The following is a 15222-nucleotide window of genomic DNA, read 5'->3' as shown; positions in this document are numbered from 1 at the left end:
TAGTTATTCCTTTAAATACTTCTCACGGATCTTTTCCATTTTCGTCATCAATTCGGTTCCAATCGTGGATTCGAATTCCGGATAGATGACGGTCATCTCATCCATCCATTCTTTCTTTTCTTCATCTGACAGTGTATAGATGTCGATATTCGATTTTTGCTGGATTTCCCTTAGCTGTTCCTGATTCAATTCATTTGATTTGATCCATAGCCATTTCGTTGTATCATCCATCGCCCGTTGGATTTGCTGCTGAATATCCAACGGGAGTTTGTTCCAAAACTGCTCGTTTATCATGACTACATACCCTAAATAGCCATGATCACTGATCGTTAAATATTTTTGCACCTCATATAATTTCTTGGAATAGATATTCGAAATCGTATTTTCCTGGCTGTCCGTTTCTTTGATTTCAAGGCTTTTGAACGTTTCATTAAACTCCAGGACAGAAGTTGTCGCCCCAAAATGCTTGAATTGGCTTTCCAGGACTGCACTTGGCATGATTCTGAAATTCTTTCCTGCAAAATCACTTGGATGCCGTATCGGTTTACTGCTTGTAATCTGTTTATAGTTATTCGACCAAAATGCGAGTCCTTCGATATCGATGATATTCAGCTGCTCAAGCAGCTCTTCCCCCACTTCCCCATTCAACGCTTCCTGCAAGGCCGCATCCGTTGGAAAGACGTAAGGGAGGTCCAATAGCATCCATTTCTTTGATATGCTCGTAATTTTAGATGCAGTCGGTGCAATCATCTGCACCTTGTTTTCTTGTAATGCTTCGATTTCTTCCTCATCACTATATAATGACTGATTAGGATAAACTTCTATTTTGACACGATGGTCTGTATATTCATCGACAAGTTGGGCAAATCGGTTCGCAGCTAGCCCTTTAGGTGTATTTTCGGCAACGACATGACTGAACTTAATCACGATTTGATCCTTCATCCCGACCTGCTCCTCATCCTTCGGCAAATTGAACCCGAAGCTTGTAAAGAACGATTGAAATGATATATACACGGCTATCAACAGCCCCAAGCCAATTAATAAGAAGTACCCCCATAATGCACGCATACCGACAACTCCTCACCGCTCACTTCACATTATCACTATTCTATCACAGCTTTTTGCTGTCGTAATACACTGCGCGAAAAATAGCGAAAAGTGATAGAAATTCTGTTACTATTAAGTATAGAAGTAATGGAGGAAAACCAATGGATAAATCCTTTCATATGCCCATTCAAATTAAAATCACCCTGCTATCATTCGTAATCGTCGCTTTTTCGATACTAATAGGCGGGATTTTTATATTCGGAAATATCGTTTCGGTCAGGGAAGATGAAATCGGCAAACGATCCATGATCACAGCCCATACCATTGCCGAACTCCCTGAAGTACAGAAATTGGTCCGTGAGCCTGAAGGATGGACGCAGCTTAATCCGATTATTGAAAACTTAAGGAAAATCCATCAAGCGGATTATATAGTTGTACTCAACAATCAGCATATACGCTATTCCCACCCGGTGTTCAGTCAATTGGGGACCCCATCTAACAGCAGTGATGAAAGCGCTGCGTTCGCTGAACATGAATACCTTTCAAAGGCTGCTGGCGAACTTGGCATTACCGTCCGCGCCTTTGTCCCGATCCTCGATGGAGATAGAGAACAAATCGGCGTCGTGCTGGTCGGGAATATCTTGCCTACCATACCGGAATTAATCAAGGACCTGAAAGGCGAAATCGCGATTATCCTGGTTCTTACCCTTCTATTCGGTGTTTGCGGCTCATGGCTCATGGCAAAAAGGATAAAAAAAGAGACCTTCCAACTTGAACCCCATGAAATTTCAAGGATGTTGGTTGAAAGGACAGCCGCTTTCAATGCCATGCATGAAGGGGTCATCGCCATAGATAATAATCAGGCCATCACGATTTTCAATGAAAAGGCTAAGCAGATATTCAAGATCGACGGTGCGGTCATAGGCAAGAATATCAATGATATCATACACGATACCCGTCTCCCGGAAGTGCTCGATCGGACATCTCCCATCTTCAATCAGGAAATCTCCGTTCAAAACAGGAATATTGTAAGCAACCGGGTACCGATAAAGATTGCGGATAAAACGATTGGTGCCGTGGCCATTTTCCAGGATCGCACCGATGTGACGAAGCTAGCTGAAGAGTTGACTAGTGTCAAAGCATTCGTTGAAGCCCTGCGCGTTCAAAACCATGAACATATGAACAAACTTCATACGATAGCAGGGTTGATCCAGCTAGGTAATCTTGACGAAGCGCTGCATTACATTTTTCAAATCACGGAAGAACAAGAGGAATTGACCAGGTTTTTAACGAAGCACATTCACGATGATAATTTAGTGGGGCTGATATTAAGTAAGATCTCCTTGGGACGGGAACTCGGGATCGAGCTCATCATGGACAAACACACAAAATTGGACCGCTTCCCCGCTGGTTTGGATCATCACGATTTTGTTTTGATAATCGGAAACCTGATCGAAAACTCATTCGCAGCGCTAAAGCATTGTTCAGAGGAAATAAAACAGGTTTATCTATCCATCTACCAGGATGAACGTCATTGTCAAATCGTGCTTGAGGATAATGGACCCGGCATTCCCGAGGACATTCATAAAGATATATTCGAGTATGGTTTTACAACAAAAGGTGCAGAAGGATCAGGAATTGGTCTTTATCTAATAGACCAAATTGTAAAAAAAGCGAACGGCGAAATGAAATTCACGACACGCCCTAATGAGGGAACAAGCTTTTTTCTTTCTTTTCCGATGCATGATATAGAGGAGAACCGAAATGACTAACGAAATTCGTGTACTTTTAATTGAAGATGACCCAATGGTCCAAGAGGTCAACAAACAGTTCATCGAGCGCCTGCCTGCCTTTAAAGTCGTTGATACAGCTTCAAATGGGCTTGAAGGTCTGGAAAAAATCAGGCAGTCTAAACCCGACCTTGTCATTTTGGACATCTTCATGCCATCTTTAAACGGGGTTGATACACTTTATCAAATTAGAAAAGAGCAAATGGATGTGGATGTCATCATCATTTCAGCGGCAAATGATCAGAAAACGATTCGAAAAATGATACAGAACGGGGCTTTTGACTATTTAATCAAGCCATTTAAATTCGATAGGCTAAAACATACGCTGGAACAATACTATGCTTTTCGGATGGAGGTTGAACCTGATCATCAAATTTCCCAAAATCAGCTCGACCGAATCCTCTTTCAAAATAAGACACATTCTGAAGCGAGTCCGAAATATGATGTTCCGAAAGGATTGAATGGCGCGACTCTTGAGCAAGTGACGAAGTTCATAAAAAACCAGCCTGGGTCACTATCTGCAGAAGAAGTGGCTGATGGAATTGGAATCGCCAGAGTTACAGCTAGGCGCTATCTTGAATACTTGCATGGCGAAGAAGTCCTTCAGCTTGACGTACAATATGGCAGCATAGGCCGTCCAGTCAATAGGTACCGGCTTCAAAAACCTTAAAAACGCATGGGGACCGGCTTGAAATGGTTCCCTTTTTACTTTTATTCTTTACGCACCTGTCTTCCGGTCATATAGGCCCCACTTTCTCTTCAAAAGAAACAGCTCGCACTCTTCCAAAGATGTCACTTCTTTTATGACATAGTCAGGCATGCCCCTTCTTAGAAGAATCTCCGCAATAAGGTACGGTTTTTTCTTCATACACTCTCCCCTCCCTTACCCTTGGTTGCTATTCTTTTAATTTCATTATACAAAATAATCCAGTAAAGAAAAAATAGACAAAGCCCCATTTTCCAAAAAAATTATGATCTATCCGGCCAGTTTATCTGATTTTTCTAAAATCTGGACAATAAAAAAAGTTCCTGGTTGATTTCAGTCATTCGTTCCCTTTCCGCCGACTGTCTGCCAAGCCTCATCGAATCAAGCATCCAGCGTAATCTTGGCTAGCCAGTTATCCGGCAGAAGTGTCGCAAATTTCTTCAATTTAGTAAGAGTTTTAACAGGAAAAACAATGAATTGATTTGTTAGTATCCTATTAAAATCATTTTCCAAAAGGGTGGGGTTTCCGTCCAAGGAAATTTTATTTGGGTGAGTTATATAGACAGGGGGAGTGAGAGGAGTTAAAGGATTATCAATATTTGGTCAAAAGAGGTGGCAATGCACCTCCTTTGATGTTTTCACTTGTACAACTTACTATATGTAGTCAATTCCTTTAGCCGCTTTTCATTGATGGCAAAACCGATTCCAGCTTTATCGGGAACTTGGATCATGCCATTTTCGACAAGTACTTCAGGATATATTATATCTTCATCCCAATAACGGGATGAAGATGATATATCCCCGGGAATCGTGAATCCTTTTAATGTGGCAAGTGCAATATTATGTGCACGTGAAATGCCAAATTCAATCATACCGCCGCACCAAACTGGCACATCATTTCCCAGGCATAAATCATGGATTCTTACAGCTTCCATCCAGCCGCCGACTTTAGCCATCTTAATGTTGATCACTCCACAGCTCTGGAGCGTCAGCGCACTTTTGGCATCATGAAATGAATTTATGCTTTCATCAAGGCAAATGGGTGTCTGCAGCTGTTTCTGCAAAAATGAATGTTCGACAATGTCGTCATGTCCCAGCGGCTGTTCAATCATCATCAGCTTAAACGCATCAAGCTTCTGAAGGTGTGTGATGTCATCAAGAGTGTACGCTGAATTGGCATCTGCCATGAGCGGGATATGAGGATAGGCCCGACGGATTTCCGCTAAAAACTCCAGATCATTTTGAGGATTGATTTTTATTTTATAACGCTGGTAACCAGATCCGGAAAAATCCTCGATCTGGCGCATCGCATCTTCAATATCATTGGATGCAACGACTACACCAGCGGCCACTTCACTTCGTTCGCCGCCAAACAGCCGTCCGAGGTAGACTCCTTTCTGCTTCGCATATAAATCGAGGATTGCCTGCTCTAAAGCTGACTTCGCCATCGCATTCCGCCGGATTCCGCTCCATAAGTTCGGCAGCTCATCAGGATGCTTGATCTGATTGGCCAATGTCAACGGAATTAAGAAGCCATCCAATATATGAAAGCATGTTTTGATCGTTTCCTCGGTATACCAAGGACTTGTAAAAGGGACAGCTTCACCGTATCCAATCAACCCATCCTTATCCATGGCTTCTACAATTATCACTTCCCGATCGCTTACCGTTTCGAGATGCGTCTTGAATGGCCGTTTTAAAGGGGCCTTAATGAGCTTTAGGGAAATGGAGGATAACTTCATTTCCCTTCCCCCATTTCCTTCTTCAGTTCCCGTCTCAGAAGCTTGCTTGCGCCATTACGGGGAAGCTCCTTACAAAAAATCACGTTCCTGGGAATCTTATAGGATGCTAAATATCCCCTGCAATATTCCAGCAGTTCGCTCTCATCAAGCTCTGCTCCTTTATGCAAGACGACAAAAGCAAGCGGGACCTGCCCCCACTTTTCATCGTCAGTCCCCGTCACTCCCGCTTCGAAAACATTAGGATGCATACTGAGGACGTTTTCAATCTCGGCCGGATAGACATTTTCACCGCCGGAGATGATTAAATCCGAACGTCGGTCAAGCACATATAAAAAGCCTTCCTCATCAAGATAACCAAGATCCCCGGTATAAAGCCATCCATCGGTAATCGCTTGCTGTGTAGCGTCCATTCGATTAAAATAACCTTTCGTGACATTCGGACCTGAAACCACGATTTCACCCACTACACCCGGTTCACACATAGTGCCGTCTTTCTCTATCCGTAACTGCGAAGGAAACAAAGGCTTCCCAGCTGATCCGATTTTTGACATGCTATACTCCGGTGCCAGCGTCACAATCTGTGAAGACGTTTCGGTCATCCCATATGATTGATAGACGGGAATCCCTTTCTCCTTACAGGCTTCAAGTAAATGGACGGGTGCAGGGCCGCCGCCCAACAGGAAACAACGAAAGGTTTTTGGATAGCTTGTTCCATTCAAATCCTGAACCATCCTATTCAGCATCGCCGTCACGACCGATACGATCGTCACGCCATTTTCCTTAATGCTCCGGTTCGCCTCCCGTTCATCGAATCGTTCCGCCAAAACGACTTTCATGCCATAAATCACATTTTTCATCAGAATGGATAAACCGCTAATATGAAAGATCGGAACCGCACAATACCAAGAATCCTCCTCATGCAATCCAAGGTTCAGAACCGACCCTACTGCACTCCACCAATGGTTACCGAATGTTTGGATCACACCCTTTGGATTTCCTGTAGTACCTGATGTATACATGATCGTAGCGGTATCCTCAAGGTAAAACTCTTGAAGTATTTCCGCCGTGCCTTCATTCGGCAATTCCTCCATTAAATGAAGGTTCAATTCCGGGAGAATCTCACCAATATCAGAAAGTTTGTCGGAGAAGGCACCTTCTGAAACCAAATAGGCAGTCCCACTATCCTCGATCTGCCAAGACAGCTCTTTTGCCGTTAACTTATTATTCAGCATCACAATCTTCACACCGAGATAAAATAGTGCATGGATAACGACAACACCATCAATATGGTTACGGAGCAAAACCGCGCATGAATCACCGGAGCCCAGACCAATGCTTGCCAGCTTACCAGCCATCTTCTCCGATAATGTATGCAGTTCAAGAAAGCTATACGTATGACCTTCAAACTCAATTGCCGGGCGCCCAGGTGAAAGATGCGCCCGATTTTTCAGCCAGTTCGGCAACTTTTCTTCTGCCATTGCTGCTTACCCTCTTCCATTTTGATATAGAAAACAGCCCGGCGATTTTCCGCCAAGCTGTCAGTCTCATCGATTCACGCGTTTCATTAAGGGAAACGAGGGAATTGTCCAAAGTCCGGATTGCGTTTTTCTTTGAATGCATCGCGGCCTTCTTTTGCTTCTTCTGTTGTATAGTATAAAAGTGTAGCGTCACCAGCCAATTGTTGAAGACCTGCAAGGCCATCAGTATCAGCGTTCATTGCCGCTTTCAAGAAACGAAGTGCCGTTGGGCTCTTCTCAAGCATTTCCTCACACCATTTAACCGTTTCCGCTTCTAATTGGTCTAAAGGTACGACCGTGTTGACCAATCCCATATCCAATGCTTCCTGTGCATTGTATTGACGGCATAGGTACCAGATTTCACGTGCCTTTTTATGACCGACGATACGTGCAAGGTAGCCAGAACCATAACCAGCATCAAAGCTTCCAACATTCGGTCCAGTTTGTCCGAAGACTGCATTGTCAGCAGCAATCGTTAAGTCACAAACCACATTCAAAACATTACCGCCGCCAATTGCATAACCTGCGACCATGGCTACAACTGGTTTTGGAATAACGCGGATCAAGCGTTGTAAATCAAGAACGTTTAGACGTGGAATATTATCTTCACCAACATATCCGCCATTCCCACGTACTTTTTGGTCTCCGCCTGAACAGAATGCTTTGCCGCCTACACCCGTTAAAATAATGACACCGATGCTGGAATCATCACGCGCCCTTGCGAATGCATCAATCATTTCAGCAGTCGTTTTTGGTGTAAATGCATTATGTACATGTGGTCGATTGATGGACACTTTCGCAATCCCGTTATATTTTTCATACAAAATCTCATCATACTCACGTATCGTTTCCCATTGAATCGTCATCTTAATTCCTCCTTTTATTTCGCTTTAAAAACTCACTTATTATTTTACCAAACTTTTCTCCAACTTCCACATGAATCGCATGTCCCGCATCATTTATTATTTTCCATTCGGCGCGCTTCAGCTTTTTTTTCATCGAGTCCGCTATTCGACAAAACTTATGGTCGAGTTCACCGGTTATAAGGAGCACCGGGAAATCAAGGGTTTGCAGTTGTTCCCAGTATGAAGCCTGATTGCCGGTCCCCATACCAAGAAGGCTATTGGAAAGGCCGGCAGGGTCATTTGCCAACCGCTGCTCCCGAATGGCTGACCTGGTTTTGGCCGACAACCGTTTTTGACTTTCAAACAGAGGGATGTTCTCCCATTGATTCACAAACGCTTCCATGCCATTTTCAAGAATCCTTTCGGCAAGCTTCAGATCATTTTTCCTACGGATTTCACGTTCCCCTTCAGTTAAAAGGCCCGGTGAAGCGCTCTCCAATATCAATGTATCAACATACTCAGGAAACAAACAGGCAAAACCCAACCCGAGCCTTCCGCCCATCGAGTAACCAAGGATATGGGCTTTCGGGAAATGCAACACATCCAAAATATACTTAATATCCTCAGCGACACGCTCCATTTCATACCTACGATGATCGGCTGGTGACGCAGACATACCATGACCGATGATATCGACCATGATTAACGTATACCTGTCACTCAGTAGCGGAATGAGGAATTTCCATGTATCCCGATTTCCTGTAAATCCATGTAAAAGTACAAGAGGATCTCCATTTCCCGTTATTTCAACAGCATAATTGACATCCTTACTGACAATATTCATGATATTTCCTTGTCTAACACCATTTTTATTTCCTGGGAAACAAAGCTCCACAAATTTCGATGCTTTTGTAGATTGGACTCTCTTTCTGTCGGAACTTCAATGATTTTGAGTCCTTGGATTTCGAATGACTCTGTAAATACATTCTCTAACTCATCCCAATTTTGGACCTTGTTGTATTTACCGCCATAAAGCTCGGCAGTATGGGAAAAATCAAGCCCATGAGGCGTGCCGAATAGCGTTTCGAAATGTTCCCTCTCATTCGCCTGCGGCAAGAAGGAGAAAATGCCGCCACCATCATTATTAACCAGCAATATCGTGATATTTTGTTTTTGAAGTTTTGCCGCAAGCAAGCCATTCATATCATGGAAAAAGCTTAAATCCCCGATTGCCAGCACTGTATTTTTTGATACCGTGCTTACGCCAAGCGCAGTGGAAACGACACCATCGATACCATTCGCCCCACGATTTGCAATGGTTTTGATTCCTTTTCCATTATTCAAAAAGAAAGTATCCAAATCGCGTATGGGCATACTATTCCCGACAAATAACGTCGATTCCAACGGCATCATATCAGCAAGCAGGGCGAAAAGCTTGCCTTCGCTTAACTCCGCTTCATCTCTGACGGAGGCTAAGGCCTCCTTTGTCGCTCCGTTGACGGTTTGCCATAACCGAAGCCATTCATCATCAGGAGAGGGAGTAATGCTTTCAGCAATTCGCAAACAAAAATCTTTCTCTTCGCTGTAAATCATATTCGTTGCCAATCCGGCTGGTTCGCGCCAGCCTGCTCCGCCATCGACGACCAAAGTGATTGCCTGTTTTTGTTTTTTCATGAATAACAATAACGGTTTAGAAACAGGCATTGCCCCGAATCGCAAGATCACTTCCGGCCTGAAAGCCGCTTTTGCCGTTTCATCGCGTAGAAACGTATCATAAGAATCAATAATTACGGCTTTGTCATGACTTCCGCTCCTTAACTGTGAAAGGGGATCAGCCAGTACCGGAAAAGCAAGTTTTTCCGCTAATGCGACGATGGCTTCCTTCATCTCTGGATGAGGTAATTCGCCACATACAATCATACCTTGCTTAGCTTGTGACAATGTAGTTGCAACCGCTTCTATTTGTGATGATGACAGTGACAGTTCTCCACTTTCAATCAACACTGCAGGCGTCATTTTATTTTGCCTGCACTCCTTTGCTTGCTCCAAATCAGGAATCAATGGTTCGCGAAGTGGGAAATTCAAATGCACAGGCCCTGCAGGTTCAGCTGCAGCTGTTGCCACTGCCCTTGCACCGACCGTTCTGGCATACCGCATCATCCCATCCGTGCTTTCAGGAAGTGCCATTTCGACAAACCATTTTACATGTCTCCCGTAAAGGTGTATCTGATCGATCGCCTGCGGGGCTCCGACATCACGCAATTCATGCGGGCGGTCAGCGGTAAGTACAATAAGCGGCACTCTTGAATAGAAAGCCTCAATGACGGCTGGGTAATAGTTTGCAGCGGCTGTACCTGACGTACAAAGAAGTCCGACTGGTTCTTTTAGGGCCTTAGCCAAACCAAGGGCAAAAAAAGCAGCCGAACGCTCATCCACATTAATATGAATTTCAATATCAGGATGTTCCACCAGCAACAAAGCCAGGGGTGTGGATCGTGAACCAGGGCTCACCACCACATGCTTCACCTTATTTTGTGCCAGCTCATCGACGAATGAAGCAGCATAAGCTGTCAATGCATCTCGGTCATTCATTAAGATTTCCTCCTAAAGCACTTAACATCGGATTGAATTTAATCCCCGTTTCCCGGTATTCACTTTCGGGAGTCGAATCTTCCACTACTCCGCAACCGGCAAAGAGCGATGCCTCATTATTCTGTATTAGTGCAGAACGTATCCCAACAGCGAATTCCCCGTTTCCATACGTATCCACCCAGCCTAAGGGACCCGCATAAAAGCCACGTTCCAGACCTTCCATTTCCCGAATTCGGACAACGGCCTTTTCTTTGGGAAGTCCTCCCATAGCAGGTGTTGGGTGGAGATTCTCGACAAATTCAAAAATCGTGACACCTTCCTTTGATATACCCCGGACCGGTGTGTACAAATGCTGGATATGACGGTTTTTCATAAGTGTCGGTCGGGCCGGGACCACCACCTTTTCGCATACTGAATCAAAGGCATTGGATATCATCGAAACGACATATTGATGTTCTTGTAAATTCTTTTCGTCATGAAGCAATTCTTCACCAAGACAAACATCTTCCTGCTCATCTTTTCCTCGTCCCATCGATCCAGCAAGACAGGTAGAAAAAACTTCATTTCCCTGTTTCTTAATCAAACGTTCAGGGGTGGCACCCACAAAACAGTCACCACCAGCCTCCAAACTGAAAATATAACTCAATGGCTGCTCAGCAATCAATTGTTCAAGCACTTTCCCTGAATCGATGGAACGTTCAAAACCAAGTCGAAGCTCCCTTGCCAAAACGATTTTGTCGAGATCTGTCGTCTTGATTTCCTGAACAGCCTCTGCGACCGTCCGCTTCCATTCCTCAGGTTCGACTTCCCTCTGCATAACCAGGGAATTTGCTCCCAATCCATAGCCATCCAAGCTTTCGAAAAGGAAAGCTTCCCGTTCATTTATCATATCTATGAAGAGTTTTTCTGAATCATCAGGCGAACAAAGTAAGTTTGTCGTTAAGTAAGCTTGTTTCCCCACTATTGACAGCATGAAGGCAGGTATATAAAAAAGGTTGTCCCCGAACTGATTCCAAAGGAGCGTACTGTCAGTTTCATAATCAAAAGAAAAGCCCCCAAACAGTAAAGGACCTGTCGCTTCTACATCGGTCACCCCTGTTTTGACAGCATTATTCTGCAGTTTGATCCAGCTCTTTTCGACTTCTCTATAACGTTCGGCATTCGATGCCGCTTTGAGTTTCTTAACATTGCCTAAACCGGTGATGGTTATTTCCTTTGCAGGGTCCTCCCAGAAAAAGCGTTCACCCGCGTACCGTTCTCTTCCAGCTTGATAAAATGAAAGGGGGTTGTTGCATTTAATCTTCTTAATATGACTGAATAGAACTTGATCATTCAAGTCCTTCGCCTTTTGTATAGCTGAAGCCAGTCCCTGAAACTGTTCAGTTTCCTCTGAGATAGCCAAAAAAATCCCCCCAAATGTACATTTTAAAAGCTTTTTAACCTATTTAAAGATACACCTCACTAGAACCCCATGTCAATAAAACGCCCCTTTACCGAACGATTCTTTCCTGCTTTTTTCCTTATTATATGAATCTTAGCGAATGTAGAGAAATACCCTGGATTTTGGAAATGGATCATCCAGGAATTCCAGTTATCGCCCTTACCCACTTTTCCTGCATTTATTAGGATAACCTTTTGTGCAACATTTCAATATTTGTTATAATTTCGAGAGAACCAATAATGATTTTGAGGAGAGAAATAATGCAAACAGAATACGATGGACTTCCCCTTAAACGGACCTGGAAGATTTGGTGGGAGTTAATACGTCCACATACACTAACCGCAGCTTTTGTCCCAGTCTTACTTGGAACTGTGATTGCACTTTTGGAAGATGGAGTGAATTGGTTACTCTTCGCTGCCATGATGATTGCCAGTATCCTGATTCAAGCTGCAACCAATTTATTCAATGAATACTACGATTTCAAGAGAGGCTTGGATACGGAGGAATCCGTAGGCATCGGCGGCGGGATCGTCCGTCATGGGATGACCCCCAAACTAATCATGAGCTTGGCCCTATGCATGTATGCCATAGCCTTGATAATTGGAATCTATATCTGTGCCGCATCATCTTGGTGGCTTGCTGCAGTAGGACTGGTTTGCATGCTTGTCGGCTATCTTTATACAGGCGGTCCCCTGCCCATTTCATATACACCATTCGGGGAACTTTTTTCTGGATTGTTCATGGGCTTTTTGATAATCTTGATCGCCTTTTTCATTCAAACCGGTGATGTTTCTTCAACAGCCATCTTAATTGCCATTCCAAGTGGGATTTTGGTTGGGCTGATCAACTTATCCAATAACCTACGTGACCATGATGGAGATAAGGCTCATGGGCGCAAAACGATGCCTGTAGTGATGGGCAGGAAAAACGCCCTGACATTCATGGCAATCATGTTCGCCTTCTCTTATCTATGGCTTGTTGGGCTAGTCCTTACCGGAAGCGTAACGGCGTGGATTCTCCTTGCCTTCCTTAGCATACCGAAGGCCATGGCCGCAATCAAAGGCTTCGTAGGCAAAACGCAGCCGATCACGATGGTCCCGGCAATGAAAGCCACGGCCCAAACGAACACCTTCTTTGGCTTACTCATGGCCATTGGATTATTCATCAGCTATCTTATATAATCTCCGAGGACTGAGCTCATCCGCTCAGTCCTTTTTTCTATCTTCCGTTGCATATTGTTTTCCTATACTCCAATTCGGGTAATAGATAATACAACCATCTTACCAATATAAAATGAGATTTGGACTTTAGAAGGAGTGAATCGGATATGGCAACGAAACAACAAACGCAAAAATTAAAAAAGGAACTGCTTCAAGAAAAAATTGAGTTAAGTAGTAGAATTCAAAATGATGAACAATCCGTTCTGGATAAAAGCCAGACGGAATCCGTAGGGGAATTATCATCTTATGATAATCATCCTGCTGACCTAGGAACCGAATTATTCGAGATGGAACGGAATCAAGCACTCGATGAGCATGCACAATCAGAAATGGAGAAAATCGAGGAAGCATTAAAAGCATTGGAAGAAGGCTCGTATGGCCAGTGTAAAACCTGCAATAGGGAAATCCCCATCGAGAGGCTTGAAGCGATCCCAAGCACCCTCTACTGTGTCGAGCATGCCCCGGAAGGTCCTAATACACAAGAGCGACCAGTGGAAGAGGATATATTGATTCCATCCAAGGGTGATCATTTTGAAAACCGTCATGGAAATGAAATAGTGGATAAAGAGGATAGCTTTGGTGAAGTCGCCAAATTCGGTACATCCGAAACGCCATCTGATTACACCGGCGATCATGACAATTATAATGACCTTTATAAAACCGAAGATGAAACGGATGGATTTCCAGAAGACTATGAAGGATTTGCAGCAAATGATATCGAAGGAAAAAATAGGGTGGATATACCGAACAAAAAGCAAAAGGAATATGAAGATACATTAGAAGAAGAAAATATCGATTCCCAGCTTGGGGACATCCCTTATAAACAAAAAGATAGTTATATCAATGAAAAGAAATGAAAAAAAGAAGCATACATGAATGTATGCTTCCTTTTTTGTTATGACCCGTACGGGATTCGAACCCGTGTTACCGCCGTGAAAGGGCGGTGTCTTAACCGCTTGACCAACGGGCCAAATGGCGGAGAAGGAGGGATTTGAACCCTCGCGCCGCTCGCGCGACCTACACCCTTAGCAGGGGCGCCTCTTCAGCCTCTTGAGTACTTCCCCATGGCTCCGCAGGTAGGACTCGAACCTACGACCGTTCGGTTAACAGCCGAATGCTCTACCACTGAGCTACTGCGGAACAATATGAATATGGTGGGCCTAAATGGACTCGAACCATCGACCTCACGCTTATCAGGCGTGCGCTCTAACCAGCTGAGCTATAGGCCCATATTTGGAGCGGGTGAAGGGAATCGAACCCTCATCATCAGCTTGGAAGGCTGAGGTTTTACCACTAAACTACACCCGCGAAATGGGGCGACTGATGGGAATCGAACCCACGAATGCCTGAACCACAATCAGGTGCGTTAACCACTTCGCCACAACCGCCGTAATATGAAAGATATGGTGGCTCAGGACGGAATCGAACCGCCGACACAAGGATTTTCAGTCCTTTGCTCTACCGACTGAGCTACTGAGCCACATTTGTATTAAATTTAAAAAATGGCGGTCCCGACGGGAATCGAACCCGCGATCTCCTGCGTGACAGGCAGGCATGTTAACCGCTACACCACGGGACCTAATAATTGCGGGGACAGGATTTGAACCTGCGACCTTCGGGTTATGAGCCCGACGAGCTACCGGACTGCTCCACCCCGCGACGGTAATAATGAAACGATTTGCATCAAGTTTTCGTGTATATCGTTTTTTCGCTTCCTCTATGTAAGGTTGTTTAAAAACAACTTGCTGCTTTTTTTAAAAAATGGAGGAGGTAGAGGGATTCGAACCCCCGCGGGATTTGACTCCCCTGTCGGTTTTCAAGACCGATCCCTTCAGCCGAACTTGGGTATACCTCCACGGCATTAAAAAATGAATATGGTGGACCTTGTAGGACTCGAACCTACGACCGGACGGTTATGAGCCGTCTGCTCTAACCAGCTGAGCTAAAGGTCCTTATATTTATTGGTAGCGGCGGAGGGGATCGAACCCCCGACCTCACGGGTATGAACCGTACGCTCTAGCCAGCTGAGCTACACCGCCAATATAATATAAGTATCTGATTGAAAAATGGTGGAGCCTAGCGGGATCGAACCGCTGACCTCCTGCGTGCAAGGCAGGCGCTCTCCCAGCTGAGCTAAGGCCCCATTCATTAAAAATCACGTGGTCGGGAAGACAGGATTCGAACCTGCGACCCCTTGGTCCCAAACCAAGTGCTCTACCAAGCTGAGCTACTTCCCGCAATAAACATGGTGCGCCCGGCGGGAGTCGAACCTACAACCTTCTGATTCGTAGTCAGATGCTCTATCCAATTGAGCTACGGGCG

At 44.5% G+C, this 15222-nt stretch carries 12 protein-coding genes and 14 tRNA genes; 4 read left to right on the top strand and 22 right to left on the bottom strand.

The features are described from left to right. Window positions 1-3: 3 nt before the first annotated feature. Window positions 4-1068 (bottom strand): DctP family TRAP transporter solute-binding subunit, encoded by a 1065-nt coding sequence (locus ACYP5M_RS22675; protein WP_434167976.1) that lies wholly within the window; start codon window positions 1066-1068, stop codon window positions 4-6. Window positions 1069-1208: 140 nt separating this feature from the next. Here ACYP5M_RS22675 and ACYP5M_RS22670 point away from each other — a divergent pair, with 140 nt between their 5' ends. Together ACYP5M_RS22670 and ACYP5M_RS22665 are read left to right on the top strand one after the other, a co-directional pair. Then, entirely contained in the window at window positions 1209-2819 is a 1611-nt protein-coding gene (locus tag ACYP5M_RS22670) for an ATP-binding protein (protein ID WP_434167977.1), read from the top strand. Continuing rightward, complete coding sequence (locus ACYP5M_RS22665; RefSeq protein WP_459735550.1) at window positions 2812-3507, top strand: response regulator; 696 nt, start codon at window positions 2812-2814, stop codon at window positions 3505-3507. Before ACYP5M_RS22670 ends, ACYP5M_RS22665 begins: the two co-directional genes overlap by 8 nt. A 48-nt stretch (window positions 3508-3555) precedes the next feature. On the opposite strand, the gene ACYP5M_RS22660 is transcribed toward ACYP5M_RS22665, so the two are convergent. The 7 genes from ACYP5M_RS22660 to ACYP5M_RS22630 form a co-directional block, all read right to left on the bottom strand. Continuing rightward, complete coding sequence (locus tag ACYP5M_RS22660) at window positions 3556-3705, bottom strand: hypothetical protein (RefSeq protein ID WP_230178513.1); 150 nt, start codon at window positions 3703-3705, stop codon at window positions 3556-3558. 476 nt (window positions 3706-4181) lie between these two features. Next, a complete protein-coding gene (gene menC / locus ACYP5M_RS22655) occupies window positions 4182-5285 on the bottom strand; it encodes an o-succinylbenzoate synthase (protein WP_434167978.1) in 1104 nt (367 codons plus the stop codon). Further along, a complete protein-coding gene (locus ACYP5M_RS22650; protein WP_452445109.1) occupies window positions 5282-6763 on the bottom strand; it encodes an o-succinylbenzoate--CoA ligase in 1482 nt (493 codons plus the stop codon). The genes menC and ACYP5M_RS22650 overlap by 4 nt, the downstream gene beginning before the upstream one ends. An 86-nt stretch (window positions 6764-6849) precedes the next feature. Further along, window positions 6850-7668 (bottom strand): 1,4-dihydroxy-2-naphthoyl-CoA synthase, encoded by an 819-nt coding sequence (menB, locus tag ACYP5M_RS22645; protein ID WP_053347924.1) that lies wholly within the window; start codon window positions 7666-7668, stop codon window positions 6850-6852. A gap of 1 nt (window position 7669) precedes the next feature. Then, window positions 7670-8491, bottom strand: coding sequence for a 2-succinyl-6-hydroxy-2,4-cyclohexadiene-1-carboxylate synthase (gene menH / locus ACYP5M_RS22640; protein ID WP_459735549.1), 822 nt, complete (start codon window positions 8489-8491; stop codon window positions 7670-7672). Continuing rightward, the gene (gene menD, locus ACYP5M_RS22635; protein ID WP_101225585.1) at window positions 8488-10239 is read right to left on the bottom strand and encodes a 2-succinyl-5-enolpyruvyl-6-hydroxy-3-cyclohexene-1-carboxylic-acid synthase; all 1752 of its coding nucleotides are present in this window, start codon (window positions 10237-10239) and stop codon (window positions 8488-8490) included. Before menD ends, menH begins: the two co-directional genes overlap by 4 nt. Further along, the gene (locus ACYP5M_RS22630) at window positions 10232-11641 is read right to left on the bottom strand and encodes an isochorismate synthase (protein ID WP_459735548.1); all 1410 of its coding nucleotides are present in this window, start codon (window positions 11639-11641) and stop codon (window positions 10232-10234) included. Before ACYP5M_RS22630 ends, menD begins: the two co-directional genes overlap by 8 nt. Window positions 11642-11940: 299 nt before the next feature. On the opposite strand from ACYP5M_RS22630, the gene ACYP5M_RS22625 reads away from it, so the two are divergent. Further along, window positions 11941-12861, top strand: coding sequence for a 1,4-dihydroxy-2-naphthoate polyprenyltransferase (locus tag ACYP5M_RS22625; RefSeq protein WP_230178518.1), 921 nt, complete (start codon window positions 11941-11943; stop codon window positions 12859-12861). Window positions 12862-13007: 146 nt separating this feature from the next. After that, window positions 13008-13757 carry a TraR/DksA C4-type zinc finger protein gene (locus ACYP5M_RS22620; protein WP_459735547.1) on the top strand — a complete coding sequence of 250 codons (750 nt, stop codon included), beginning with the start codon at window positions 13008-13010 and terminating at the stop codon, window positions 13755-13757. Between the two features lie 41 nt (window positions 13758-13798). Here ACYP5M_RS22620 and ACYP5M_RS22615 read toward each other — a convergent pair. The 14 genes from ACYP5M_RS22615 to ACYP5M_RS22550 form a co-directional block, all read right to left on the bottom strand. Then, window positions 13799-13870: transfer RNA gene (locus ACYP5M_RS22615), tRNA-Glu, on the bottom strand. Between the two features lie 3 nt (window positions 13871-13873). Next, window positions 13874-13964 (bottom strand) — tRNA-Ser (locus ACYP5M_RS22610). 1 nt (window position 13965) lies between these two features. Then, window positions 13966-14040: transfer RNA gene (locus tag ACYP5M_RS22605), tRNA-Asn, on the bottom strand. A gap of 12 nt (window positions 14041-14052) precedes the next feature. After that, a tRNA-Ile gene (locus ACYP5M_RS22600) sits at window positions 14053-14129 on the bottom strand. A gap of 5 nt (window positions 14130-14134) precedes the next feature. After that, window positions 14135-14208 (bottom strand) — tRNA-Gly (locus ACYP5M_RS22595). A gap of 4 nt (window positions 14209-14212) precedes the next feature. Beyond that, window positions 14213-14288 (bottom strand) — tRNA-His (locus ACYP5M_RS22590). A 16-nt stretch (window positions 14289-14304) separates the two neighbouring features. Continuing rightward, window positions 14305-14380, bottom strand: a tRNA-Phe gene (locus ACYP5M_RS22585). A gap of 23 nt (window positions 14381-14403) precedes the next feature. Further along, window positions 14404-14479, bottom strand: a tRNA-Asp gene (locus tag ACYP5M_RS22580). A 6-nt stretch (window positions 14480-14485) separates the two neighbouring features. Further along, window positions 14486-14559, bottom strand: a tRNA-Met gene (locus tag ACYP5M_RS22575). A gap of 103 nt (window positions 14560-14662) precedes the next feature. After that, window positions 14663-14755, bottom strand: a tRNA-Ser gene (locus ACYP5M_RS22570). Between the two features lie 20 nt (window positions 14756-14775). After that, window positions 14776-14852, bottom strand: a tRNA-Ile gene (locus ACYP5M_RS22565). 10 nt (window positions 14853-14862) lie between these two features. Further along, window positions 14863-14939 (bottom strand) — tRNA-Met (locus ACYP5M_RS22560). A gap of 28 nt (window positions 14940-14967) precedes the next feature. Further along, window positions 14968-15043: transfer RNA gene (locus ACYP5M_RS22555), tRNA-Ala, on the bottom strand. Window positions 15044-15060: 17 nt separating this feature from the next. After that, window positions 15061-15137: transfer RNA gene (locus tag ACYP5M_RS22550), tRNA-Pro, on the bottom strand. Window positions 15138-15222: the final 85 nt, after the last annotated feature.

It is taken from the genome of Peribacillus sp. N1, from assembly GCF_054600815.1.
The sequence above is the reverse complement of the archived record's forward strand: the minus strand, read 5'-3'. Positions and strand labels throughout refer to the sequence as shown.

Bases quoted from the DNA above. Each gene is read 5' to 3' on its own strand.
- menD (WP_101225585.1), bottom strand. From the start codon at position 10,239: ATGAATGACCGAGATGCATTGACAGCTTATGCTGCTTCATTCGTCGAT.
- menB (WP_053347924.1), bottom strand. From the start codon at position 7,668: ATGACGATTCAATGGGAAACGATACGTGAGTATGATGAGATTTTGTAT.
- ACYP5M_RS22665 (WP_459735550.1), top strand. From the start codon at position 2,812: ATGACTAACGAAATTCGTGTACTTTTAATTGAAGATGACCCAATGGTC.
- ACYP5M_RS22620 (WP_459735547.1), top strand. From the start codon at position 13,008: ATGGCAACGAAACAACAAACGCAAAAATTAAAAAAGGAACTGCTTCAA.
- ACYP5M_RS22650 (WP_452445109.1), bottom strand. From the start codon at position 6,763: ATGGCAGAAGAAAAGTTGCCGAACTGGCTGAAAAATCGGGCGCATCTT.
- menC (WP_434167978.1), bottom strand. From the start codon at position 5,285: ATGAAGTTATCCTCCATTTCCCTAAAGCTCATTAAGGCCCCTTTAAAA.
- ACYP5M_RS22670 (WP_434167977.1), top strand. From the start codon at position 1,209: ATGGATAAATCCTTTCATATGCCCATTCAAATTAAAATCACCCTGCTA.
- menH (WP_459735549.1), bottom strand. From the start codon at position 8,491: ATGAATATTGTCAGTAAGGATGTCAATTATGCTGTTGAAATAACGGGA.
- ACYP5M_RS22660 (WP_230178513.1), bottom strand. From the start codon at position 3,705: ATGAAGAAAAAACCGTACCTTATTGCGGAGATTCTTCTAAGAAGGGGC.
- ACYP5M_RS22675 (WP_434167976.1), bottom strand. From the start codon at position 1,068: ATGCGTGCATTATGGGGGTACTTCTTATTAATTGGCTTGGGGCTGTTG.
- ACYP5M_RS22625 (WP_230178518.1), top strand. From the start codon at position 11,941: ATGCAAACAGAATACGATGGACTTCCCCTTAAACGGACCTGGAAGATT.